The organism is Saccharothrix hoggarensis (assembly GCF_042678885.1).
Lineage (GTDB): Bacteria > Actinomycetota > Actinomycetes > Mycobacteriales > Pseudonocardiaceae > Actinosynnema > Actinosynnema hoggarensis.
On sequence record NZ_JBHTLK010000239.1, the window covers coordinates 1 to 10,311 of the forward strand.

12 protein-coding genes are annotated in these 10,311 nt (G+C 74.0%); 3 read left to right on the top strand and 9 right to left on the bottom strand.

The window, feature by feature from the left end:
* Window positions 1-247: 247 nt before the first annotated feature.
* Entirely contained in the window at window positions 248-640 is a 393-nt protein-coding gene (locus ACFQ3T_RS30305; protein WP_380728456.1) for a Rieske (2Fe-2S) protein, read from the bottom strand.
* A gap of 14 nt (window positions 641-654) precedes the next feature.
* Window positions 655-1,146, bottom strand: coding sequence for a hypothetical protein (locus tag ACFQ3T_RS30310; RefSeq protein ID WP_380728458.1), 492 nt, complete (start codon window positions 1,144-1,146; stop codon window positions 655-657).
* 447 nt (window positions 1,147-1,593) lie between these two features.
* Here ACFQ3T_RS30310 and ACFQ3T_RS30315 point away from each other — a divergent pair, with 447 nt between their 5' ends.
* From ACFQ3T_RS30315 to ACFQ3T_RS30325, 3 genes are read left to right on the top strand one after another with little or no spacing between them, the layout of a single operon-like run.
* Window positions 1,594-2,979 (top strand): helix-turn-helix domain-containing protein, encoded by a 1,386-nt coding sequence (locus ACFQ3T_RS30315; protein ID WP_380728460.1) that lies wholly within the window; start codon window positions 1,594-1,596, stop codon window positions 2,977-2,979.
* A gap of 2 nt (window positions 2,980-2,981) precedes the next feature.
* Window positions 2,982-3,464 (top strand): hypothetical protein, encoded by a 483-nt coding sequence (locus ACFQ3T_RS30320; protein WP_380728462.1) that lies wholly within the window; start codon window positions 2,982-2,984, stop codon window positions 3,462-3,464.
* Between the two features lie 57 nt (window positions 3,465-3,521).
* Entirely contained in the window at window positions 3,522-4,484 is a 963-nt protein-coding gene (locus ACFQ3T_RS30325; protein ID WP_380728464.1) for a helix-turn-helix transcriptional regulator, read from the top strand.
* Here the strand turns inward: ACFQ3T_RS30325 and ACFQ3T_RS30330 are convergent.
* From ACFQ3T_RS30330 to ribD, 7 genes are all read right to left on the bottom strand, one after another.
* A complete protein-coding gene (locus ACFQ3T_RS30330) occupies window positions 4,481-5,128 on the bottom strand; it encodes a DUF7919 family protein (protein ID WP_380728466.1) in 648 nt (215 codons plus the stop codon). The genes ACFQ3T_RS30325 and ACFQ3T_RS30330 overlap by 4 nt on opposite strands.
* A 13-nt stretch (window positions 5,129-5,141) precedes the next feature.
* Window positions 5,142-6,479, bottom strand: coding sequence for a M28 family peptidase (locus tag ACFQ3T_RS30335; protein ID WP_380728468.1), 1,338 nt, complete (start codon window positions 6,477-6,479; stop codon window positions 5,142-5,144).
* Between the two features lie 155 nt (window positions 6,480-6,634).
* Window positions 6,635-7,084 (bottom strand): PH domain-containing protein, encoded by a 450-nt coding sequence (locus ACFQ3T_RS30340; RefSeq protein WP_380728470.1) that lies wholly within the window; start codon window positions 7,082-7,084, stop codon window positions 6,635-6,637.
* A complete protein-coding gene (ribH, locus tag ACFQ3T_RS30345; RefSeq protein ID WP_380728472.1) occupies window positions 7,081-7,560 on the bottom strand; it encodes a 6,7-dimethyl-8-ribityllumazine synthase in 480 nt (159 codons plus the stop codon). The genes ACFQ3T_RS30340 and ribH overlap by 4 nt, the downstream gene beginning before the upstream one ends.
* The gene (locus tag ACFQ3T_RS30350; RefSeq protein ID WP_380728474.1) at window positions 7,557-8,831 is read right to left on the bottom strand and encodes a bifunctional 3,4-dihydroxy-2-butanone-4-phosphate synthase/GTP cyclohydrolase II; all 1,275 of its coding nucleotides are present in this window, start codon (window positions 8,829-8,831) and stop codon (window positions 7,557-7,559) included. Before ACFQ3T_RS30350 ends, ribH begins: the two co-directional genes overlap by 4 nt.
* Window positions 8,828-9,469 (bottom strand): riboflavin synthase, encoded by a 642-nt coding sequence (locus ACFQ3T_RS30355; protein ID WP_380728476.1) that lies wholly within the window; start codon window positions 9,467-9,469, stop codon window positions 8,828-8,830. Before ACFQ3T_RS30355 ends, ACFQ3T_RS30350 begins: the two co-directional genes overlap by 4 nt.
* 21 nt (window positions 9,470-9,490) lie before the next feature.
* Window positions 9,491-10,311: bifunctional diaminohydroxyphosphoribosylaminopyrimidine deaminase/5-amino-6-(5-phosphoribosylamino)uracil reductase RibD (ribD, locus tag ACFQ3T_RS30360; protein WP_380728477.1), on the bottom strand; the 821-nt coding region annotated here is incomplete at its 5' end.

The following is a 10,311-nucleotide window of genomic DNA, read 5'->3' on the forward strand; positions in this document are numbered from 1 at the left end:
CTGCCGCCCGCGGGCGCGGTGCCGGTGCCCGGCGTGGTCTCGCCGCCGCTGCTGCACGCCGCCAGACCGCCCGGCACCGCCAGCGCGACCAGCACGCCGCACAGCATCGAGCGTCGGGACAGCCCTGTCTTCTCCACGGAACTCAAAACGGTTCCTCCGCTACGTGGTGGTGGGTGTTCGTTCGGTCACACCGAATACGACACCACGTGAAGCGGGGTTCAACACGTCCAGCCATTGGGACGAATCTTCAGGAAAGCACCACATCGGCGCCCGAGACGGCCACCGGCACCTCGGCCAGGCCGCGCGGGGACGGTCCGGACAGCACGGCGCCCGACGCCGGGTCGAACGCGCTGCGGTGCGTGGGGCAGGTGATGACCCCCGCGGCGGGCGGGTTGACCACCGTGCCCTGGTGCGGGCAGGCCGGGTGGAACGCCCGCACCTCGGCCTCGGACGGCCGGACCAGCAACAACTGGCCGTCGCCGCCGACGTCGACGAGCGCGCCGGTCATCACCGGCACGTCGGCGAGCGCGGCGACGCGGTCACCCGGACGGGCGGAGCCGACACCGGGCTCGCGCGCGGGCGCCCCCGTCCCGCAGGCGGTCAGGGCGAGCAGCCCGCACAGCAGCGTCCGTCGGTCCACCCGCCCATTCTCGCCTAGCGGTCCTTGGCGGCCGCCGTCCGGGCCAGCGCCAGCACGGCGGTGAACGGCGGGAACCAGTGCCGGGAGTGCGACGGCGGGTTCGCCCACCTCAGCGACCCGTAGCGGGTCATGGTGGGCGGCAGCGCGATGCGCTGCGGCGAGCGGACGAACTGGACCTCGGGGGGCGCCTTGAGGTGCGTGGGCAGCAGCGCCACGAGCTCGGCGAGGAAGATCCAGTGCTCGCGCGGGCCGGGGATGACGGTGACGGGGCCCGCGAGCATGCGGGCCTTCAGGTCGGCCAGCACGCGCGAGCCGATGCGGGCGGGCATGGCCAGGGCGGTCGTGGCCGGGCCGAGCGGCAGGAACACGCCCTGCTCCGTGACGGACACCTTCCAGCCGAGGACCCGGTAGCCCGCGATCGCCTCGCCGAGCGCCTGTTGGTGCGCGCGGTCGCGTGGCCCCTGGCGTGGCCCGGTGTCTGCGGTGGTGGCAGCGGTGATGCTCATCGGCGAGGTCCCTCCCCGGTCGGGTGGAGCGGGCGGCGTGCCGGGGCCGCGGGGTCGTCCCGGCGCAGGCAACACACCACGCAGGGTGTGCCGAACCGGCGGCGCGCACCACACCGGTATCGGGTGGGAACCATGCACCGGACGGATTCCGCGCATCCACCACTCGGCGTCACGGGGGCTCCGCCTGGGGGCTCACATCGTCTTATGCACGAAATGCATGGACTCCTGATCACATCTCTATACACTGGTGACCACGCTCAGTGACGGGAGCGAGCCATGGAACGCAAAGCTCGGAGAGCAGGCAGTACCAGGCGCGCATGCCCGTCTTGCGGGGCGTTGATAGCCGCCGACAACACCGACCGCCTCTGCCAGCGTTGTCGCCGCAACGCTCGGACGGAGCTCTACGGACCACCCGAGGTCCCCGCGGATTTCTGGGACCACGAGGCGATGGCCGCCGCGTTCGCCGACCGGAACATGGGTGCCCTCCTCGCCGCCTACCGGCACCACCCCCAGCACGTCAGCCGCGTCACGCAAGACCGGATGGCGTCCTGGCTGGGGATCTCCCAGGCGCAGCTCTCGCGGTACGAGACCGGTGAGAACCCGGTCGACCGGATCGACCGCCTGCGCCACTTCGCGCAGGTGCTCGGCGTGCCGGCCGACCGGCTGTGGTTCGACCGCGTCGGAATCCCAAGCCAGGCGGGCCCCGATCGCGGTGCCCCGCCCGATGTGCTCGGCGCGGCGTGGGACGCGTCGAGCATTGCCAGATCGGTCGAGGAGACGGCGAGGAACGACTTGGCGATCAGCAGACGAGCGGCGCTCACGGGAGCTGCCGCGGTGGCGATGGGCCCCGCACTGGTCGAACCGCTCCAGCGGTGGCTCCACCCCTTGAAGCCCCTGTCCCGGTGGTCGTCCAGCGCGGCGATCAGCGAGGAGGAGCTGGCGGCGCTGCAGCGCGTCGCCGACGGGCTGCGCGGGTGGGGTGGACGAGGCGGGTACGGGCTGGCGCGCAAGGCGGTGCTCGGGCAGTTGGAGGAACTGGCCGAGCGGTTGTCGCGCGCGCCGGCGGGTCCGACCACGGAGCGGGCCTTCTTCATCGGGGCCGAGCTGTCCAAGGTGGCGGCCAGCATGTCGTGGGACGCGGGCATGCACGACGCCGCGCAGCGCTACTACGTGCTGGGCGTGCGGATGGCGAAGGCGGGGCGCAACGACCCGTTCGCCGCGCTGTGCCTGGCGGCGATGGCCCGGCAGATGTTCGACCTCGGGCGGCCGGAGGACGGGTTGGAGCTGGTCCAGCTCGGCCAGTACGGCACCCGGCGCACGGCCACGCCGACGTTACAGGCGCTCCTGCTGACCCGTGAGGCCTGGGCGTACGCCCAGATGGGTCGGGTGCGGGAGTTCCACCGGGCGGTGGGGCAGGCGCAGGACAGCTTCGCGCAGCGGCGGTCGGAGTCCGACCCGTGGTGGCTGGACACGTTCGACGAGGCAGAGCTGGAGGGTGTCATCGGGGCCCGGATGCGGGACCTGGCCGGGCACGACCCGAAGCAGGCGCCGCTGGCGGAGGCGCACATCCGGCGGGCGCTGAGCCTGCGCGACCCGGCCAGGGTGCGCAACCGGGCGTTCGACGTCATCGGGCTGGCCCGCACGAAGATGGTGGCGGGCGAGCCCGAGGAGGCGTGCGGGTTGATCCAGGAGGTGCTGCCGACGGCGGCGGGCCTGGCGTCCGGGCGGGTGGTGCGGAAGCTGCAGGACTTCGCCAAGGAGGCCGAGCGGCACCGCGACCTGGCCGTCGTGCGCGACACCCGTGAGGCGATCCGCGGGGTGCGGACGGCCTAGCGATGCGGGTGGGAGTCACCGGGCACAGCAAGCTGGCGCCCGATTGCGTCGACGCCGTGCGCGAGGCCATCCGCGCGGCGTTGGAGGCCGAGGCGGCGGGCGGGTCATCCCTGGTCGGGGTGACCTGCCTGGCGCCCGGCGCGGACCAGTTGTTCGCGCGGGTGGTGCTGGACCTGGGCGGCCGGGTCGAGGTGGTGCTGCCCGCGATGGACTACCGGGACCGGCTGAAGCCGGAGAAGCGGGCGGACTACGACGAGCTGCTGGCGAAGGCCCACGTGGTGAGCGTGCTGCCGAACGAGCTGTCGGGCCGGCACGCGTACGTGATGGCGAACGAGCGGATGCTCGCGTCGGTCGAGCTGCTGATCGCCGTGTGGGACGGTCAGCCGCCCGACGGCCGCGGCGGCACGGCGGACGTCGTGGAGACCGCGCGGGCGTCGGGCGTGCCGGTCGTCGTGGTGTGGCCGGAGGGCGCGAGCCGGGGGTAGGCGGTCGGCCGGCCATCGCGGACAGCTCTCGTCCGCGATGGCCGGCAGACTGCGGTCATGCTGGAAACATCGGCCCGTCTGCTCAAGCTGCTGTCGTTGTTGCAGGTGCGTCGCGACTGGACCGGTGCGGACCTCGCGCAGCGGCTCGGCGTGGACGTGCGGACCGTGCGGCGCGACGTCGACAAGCTGCGCAACCTCGGCTACCCGGTGAACGCCGCGCCGGGCGTGTCCGGCGGCTACCAGCTGGGCGCGGGCGCCGAGCTGCCGCCGCTGCTGCTGGACGACGACGAGGCCGTGGCGGTCGCCGTCGGGTTGCGGACGGCGGCCAACGGCAGCGTGGTGGGCATCGAGGAGACGTCCGTGCGCGCCCTGGCCAAGCTGGAGCAGGTGCTGCCGACCCGGCTGCGGCGGCGGGTGAACGCGCTGCAGGCCCACACCGTGGCGTTGCCGACGACGCGCGGCACGCAGGTGGACGCGGGCACGTTGACCGCGATCGCCGGCGCGTGCCGCGACCACCAGCGGCTGCGGTTCGGCTACGCGGGGCGTGACGGCGGAACGAAGCGGCACGTCGAGCCGCTGGGCCTGGCCCACACCGGGCGGCGGTGGTACCTGGTGGCGTGGGACGTGGACAAGGCGGACTGGCGCACGTTCCGGGTCGACCGGATCGAGGAGGAGCCGACGCTCGGCGCCCGGTTCACCCCGCGCGAGCCACCGGCGGACGACCTGGCGTCGTACGTGTCGCGGCAGCTGTCGGTCGCGCCGTACCCGCACGAGGTCCGGCTGGTCATGCACGCGCCGCACGACGTGATCGCGGCCCGCACCTCGGCCACGTCGGTGCACCTGGAGCGGATCGACGACGACCGGACCAGGCTGACCGTCGGCGCACCGGCGTTGGACGAGGTCGGGCTGTGGATCGCGATGATCGGCGTCGACTTCGAGGTGGAAGGACCGGAGGAGCTGAAGCACCACCTCCGGGCCACGGCCGACCGGCTGCTGCGGGCCGCCGGCGACGCGCGTTAGACCCGCAGGACGACCCGGCGTTCCCGGTCGGAGTGCCCCACGACCACGGCGTCGACCGGCACGTGGAACGTGACGTGCTCGCGGTTCTCGCCGACCCCGTCCGGCCCGTACAGGTCGTTCGGGATGAAGGCGTCCACGTCCGGGCGGTCGGGCAGGTCGAACCACAGGCCCGTCACGTGGTAGCCGCGGATCTCGCCGCGCAGGGGCGTGCCGACGGACAGGGCCCGCTTGGTCTCCTCCCAGGCGCCGGCACTGGCCTCGGCTCGCGCGAGCACCGCCCGGACGAACCCCGCCGGCGGCCGGTAGTGGTGCCGCACGACGTAGTGGTACACCAGGTTCGGCGCCGCGTAGACGACGCCGGGGCCCGGGACGTCGACCTCGGCGCCGCCCAGCACGACCTCGCCGTCCCCGTCCGGCTCGCACACCGGGTACGCGGCACCCGGCCCGCACAGCCGGCACTGCTGCCAGCCGCGCGTGACGCGGACGTGGTGGAACCGGACCAGCGCCAGCAGGGCCTCGGCGAAGCCGGGTTCGGGGTCGCCGACCTCGAACCGCGACTCCTCACCGAGCCAGCCGACGTTGACCACCGGCCCGGTCACCTCGGGCGAGTACGCGTAAGGCGTCAGGTCCTCGTACGTCGTCATGGCGTCCCGTCGTTCAGCCGCGTGTGCAGGCCAGGCGGTAGGCGGCGGCGCCGATGAGTTCCATCGAGATCTGCAGGCGGTCGGGGCTGACGTTCTGGACGATCGTGTCCTCGGGCGTGTGGTAGAGCGGTTCCAGCTGGTGGGGGCCGCCCTCGCCGCGCCAGCTGAAGTTCGCGGCGGCGATCTTGCGCTCGTGGAACGGCACGTGGTCGCTGCTGCCGCGCGGCACGGGGCCGTGCACCTGCGAGCCGTAGCCGAGCCGGGCGGCGGCCGCGGCGACCTGGGCGGTGGTGGCGTTGTCGCCGCCGTCCACCGACAGCAGCCAGTACGCGGTCGCCGGGCCGTGGCTGGTGGCGACCATGTCGTTCTGGAACACGCCCGCGATGCGCGCGGCCTCCGCGTCGGCCAGCTGGTTCACGTAGTAGCGGGAGCCGAGCAGGCCCTGCTCCTCCGAGCCCCACAGCGCGAACCGCAGCGCCTTGTGCGTCGGCAGGTGCCGCAGCACGCGGGCCAGTTCGAGGGTCAGGACGGTGCCGCTGCCGTCGTCGTTCGCGCCGGGCGAGCCGGGCACGCTGTCGTAGTGGGCGGTCACCATGACCACGCCGTGGTCGCGGCCGGGGAACGTCGCGGGCCGGTCGGCGATCACGTTGTACGAGGTCAGGCCCGCGAGGTGGGTGGTGGTAACGGTCACCGTGACGGCGCCCGCCGCCCGCAGCCGCTCCACGTGCACCTGCGCGACGCCCAGCACCGGCACGGCCACGTTCGCGGTCAACGTCGGGGAGAACGCGCTCGTCTTGCCCGCGGGCGGGACCGACACCCGGCCGACCAGGACGGCCGCCGCGCCCAGCCGCGCCGCGTCCAGCACGGCCGTCGACCCGGCGGGCACGTTGACCAGCAGCGCCACCTTGCCGGTCAGGTCCGCGGGCAGCGACGCGCCGGTGTCGAGGTCGACGACCTGGCCCGTGGCGGTCGCGCCGAGCGCGCCGAACCGCGACGCGCCGGCGTGCCACATGTCGGACCCGACGGTGAGCGTGGACAGGTACTTGTCCGGCACGGTGAACGGCTGGAGCGTCACCTGGTAGCGCAGGTCGCGCAGCACGGACGCGAGGTAGTCGCGGGCCCGGTGCTCGGACTCGGTGCCACCGATGCGCTGCCCGATCCGCTCGCTGAGCACGCGCAGGTGCTCCATCGCCCGGTCGGCGCGGACCCGGCCCACCACGGGGTAGTCGCCGAGCGCCAGGTCGGGCACGTCGGACGCGCCGGGACGCTGGGCGCGGGCCGCCGGGTTCAGGCCGAGCGTCACCGCGCCCGCGACCGCCGCGGCGCCGGTCAGGAGTGAACGTCTGCGCATGTGCGGACTCCCAAGGTCGTGGATCACCCGAACCTAGGCAGGGGTCGGACCAAGGGCAAGGGTGCCGTCGGGGGACACCGGTCCCCCAACGGCACCACGACGATCAGGGGTTACGCCGACGCGTCCCGCCGGGTAGGAGAACCCCGGCGGGCGGGTCAGCCGGTGGCGGCGCGGTGCAGCTCGCGCAGCGCCCGCACGGCGGCCACCGCGTGGTCGCGGTCCACCGCCTGCACCGCCATGATCGACACGTACTCGTCGTCGGGCAGCTCCAGCCGGGCCCACGACGCGCCGTCCGGGAACGACACGTGCAGCACGTCCCGCCACGCGAACCGGTGCGCGGTCACCACGTTGCGCACCTCGACGCCCTCGGCGTCCGCGCGGACCCGCGGCCGGGCGAGCAGCAGCATGCCGCACGCCAGCAGCACCCCGAGGCAGATCATCGCGACCTGGTCGGAGGTCCGGAAGATCACGCCGGTCGGCGTGTCCCCCAGCAGCAGCCCGACCGCGGTGAACACGGCGACCAGGAACACCGCGCTGAGCCCGGCGACCAGCCGGATCCTCTTCGGGCGGAACTCGACGACGTCGGCGGCCACGGCGGTCCTCACGCGTCCGCCCGCAGCCCGCGCAGCACGAGAGCCGTGTCCAACGCCGCCACGCACGCCTCGAAGCCCTTGTCCTCCACCGAGTCCGGGAACCCGGCGCGGGCGAGCGCCTGGTCCTCGTCGTTCGTGGTGAGCACGCCGTTGCCGACCGGGGTCGACTCGTCCAGCGCCACCCGGGTCAAGCCCGCCGTGACGGCGTCGCACACGTACTCGAAGTGCGGCGTCCCGCCCCGGATCACCACGCCGAGCGCGACCACGGCGTCGTGCGTGCGGGCGAGCCGCTGCACGACCACCGGCAGCTCCACCGCGCCCGCGACGCGCACCACCGTCGGCGACGTGACGCCGGCCTTCTCCGCCGCGGCCAGCGCCCGCGCGACCAGGTTGTCGGTGATCTTCGTGTGCCAGCGCGTGGCCACGACGGCCAACGTCAGCCCGGCCGCGTCGGGGACGGCGTCCTCCGGTCGCCCTTCGCCGCTCATTCCGCTCCCTCCGTGGTGGACACCACCGCGCCGCCCTGGGCCAGCGCCTCGTACTGCTCCAGCTGGTGCAGCTCGTGGCCCATCCGGTCGCGCTTGGTGCGCAGGTACCGCAGGTTCTCGGGGTTGGGCGAGATCGGCAGCGGCACCCGGTCCAGCACGGTGAGCCCGTAGCCCTCCAGCCCGACCCGCTTGGCCGGGTTGTTCGTCAGCAGCCGCATGGACTTGATGCCGAGCGCGCACAGGATCTGCGCGCCGGTGCCGTAGTCGCGGGCGTCCGCGGGCAGGCCGAGGCCCAGGTTGGCGTCCACCGTGTCCGCGCCGCCGTCCTGCAGCTGGTAGGCCTGCAGCTTGTGCATGAGGCCGATGCCGCGGCCCTCGTGCCCGCGCATGTAGAGCACGACACCGCGGCCCTGCGCCGCCACCGCCTCCAGCGCCGCGTCCAGCTGCGGGCCGCAGTCGCAGCGCAGCGAGCCGAACACGTCGCCGGTGAGACACTCGGAGTGCACGCGGACCAGCACGTCCTCGCCGTCGCCCAGGTCGCCGTACACCATCGCGATGTGCTCGATGCCGTCCAGCTTGCTGTCGAAGCCCACCGCGGTGAACGTGCCGTGCGCGGTCGGGATGCGCGCCTCGGCGACCCGTTCCACCTGCGTCTCGACGCGGCGCCGGTAGGCGATCAGGTCGGCGATGGTGATGACCGCCAGGTCGTGGTCGGCGGCGAACACCTCCAGCTCGTCCCGGCGCGCCATGTCGCCCTCGTCCTTCTGCGACACGATCTCGCAGAGCACGCCCGCGGGCGCGAGCCCGGCCAGCAGGGCCAGGTCCACGGCGGCCTCGGTGTGGCCGGCGCGCCGCAGCACGCCGCCGTCGCGGGCGCGCAGCGGCACCACGTGGCCGGGCCGGTTGAAGTGCTTCGCGGTGGCGTCGCGGTCGGCCAGCAGCCGGATCGTGTGCGCCCGGTCCGCCGCCGAGATGCCGGTGGTCACGCCCTCCCGGGCGTCCACGGTGACGGTGTACGCGGTGCCGCGCTCGTCCTGGTTCGTGTGGTACATCGGCGGCAGGTCGAGCCGGTCGCAGTCGCTCTCGGTCAACGCCACGCACACGTACCCGGACGTGTAGCGGACCATGAACGCCAGCAGCTCCGGCGTGGCCTTCTCCGCCGCGAAGATGAGGTCGCCCTCGTTCTCGCGGTCCTCGTCGTCCACGACGACGACGGGCCTGCCCGCGGCGATGTCCGCGACGGCCCGCTCGATGTCGGCGAAGTCGTTCACCGGGCCTCCTCGGCGTCGCGCGCGTTCCGCAGGTGGGGCGCCGCGAGCCGCTCGACGTACTTCGCGAGCACGTCCACCTCCAGGTTGACGTGGTCGCCCGGCCCGCGCCGGCCGAGCGTGGTCAGCTCCAGCGTGGTCGGGATGAGGCTCACGGTGAACCGGGCGGTCTGCCCGTCCTCGCCGTCGGAGACCGACACCACGGTCAGCGACACCCCGTCGACGGTGATCGAGCCCTTCTCCACCACGTACCGGGCCAGGCCCGACGGCAGTCCGATGTGGACCACCTCCCAGTGCTCGGCCTTGTCCCGCGCCAGCACCACGCCGGTGCCGTCCACGTGGCCCTGCACGATGTGCCCGCCCAGGCGCTGGCCGACGGCGGCGGCGCGCTCCAGGTTGACCTTGTCCCCCGCGGCCACCTTGGCCAGGCTGCTGCGCAGCAGCGTCTCGCGCATCACGTCGGCCGTGAACGCGCCGCCGGCGACGTCCACCACGGTGAGGCACACACCGTTGACCGATATCGAATCGCCGTGCTTCGCGTCGCTGGTCACCAACGGGCCCGCGATGGTGACGCGGGCCGCGTCCGGCAGGTCGGCGACGGCGACGACCTCACCCAACTCCTCGACGATCCCGGTGAACACCGTTCCTCCTCTAGCGTGCGGCTAGCGTTCGGCGCCGGGTGGCACCGCTGCGGAGACCCGCACGTCCGGTCCGCACATACTGACCTGCTCCACGACCAATGCCACAGCGCCGGTGACGGTCGACACCCCGGCGTCCCGCAGTGCGGGCGGACCGCCGCCCAGGAACTTCGGGGCGAGGTAGGCGATCACCTGGTCGACGCGGCCCGCCGCCGCGAACGCACCCGCCAGGGTAGGCCCGCCCTCCAGCAGCACGTCCACCACGCCCCGCGCGGCGAGCGCGCCGAGCACGACGTCCGGGTCGCGCGTGCGCAGGTGCATGGTCTCCGCCTCGTCGTCCAGGACCCGGGCGCCCGCCGGCAGGTCGCTCTTCCCGACGACGACCCGCAGCGGCCGGCGCGTCCCATCCTGCCTCCGACCCGTTCTGCGCGCGGTAAGCGCCGGGTCGTCGGCCAGCACCGTGCCCGTGCCGACCAGCACGGCGTCGACCTTCGCGCGCAGCTCGTGCACCTCGGCGCGGGACTCCGGCGAGCTGATCCAGCGGCTCGTGCCGTCGGCGGCGGCGACCCGGCCGTCGAGGCTGGACGCGTACTTCCACGTGACGTGGGGGCGGCCGGTGCGGGCGAAGTGCAGCCAGGCGCGCAGCGGGCCCCGTTCGACGTCCCGGGCGAGCACGCCGGACGCGACGTCCACGCCCGCCGCGCGCAGCACGTCCGCGCCCCCGGCGGCCTTCGGGTTCGGGTCCGCGCCGGCGTGCACGACCCGCGCCACGCCCGCGTCCAGCAACGCCCGGGTGCACGGCGGGGTGCGGCCGTGGTGGGCGCACGGCTCCAGCGTGACGACGT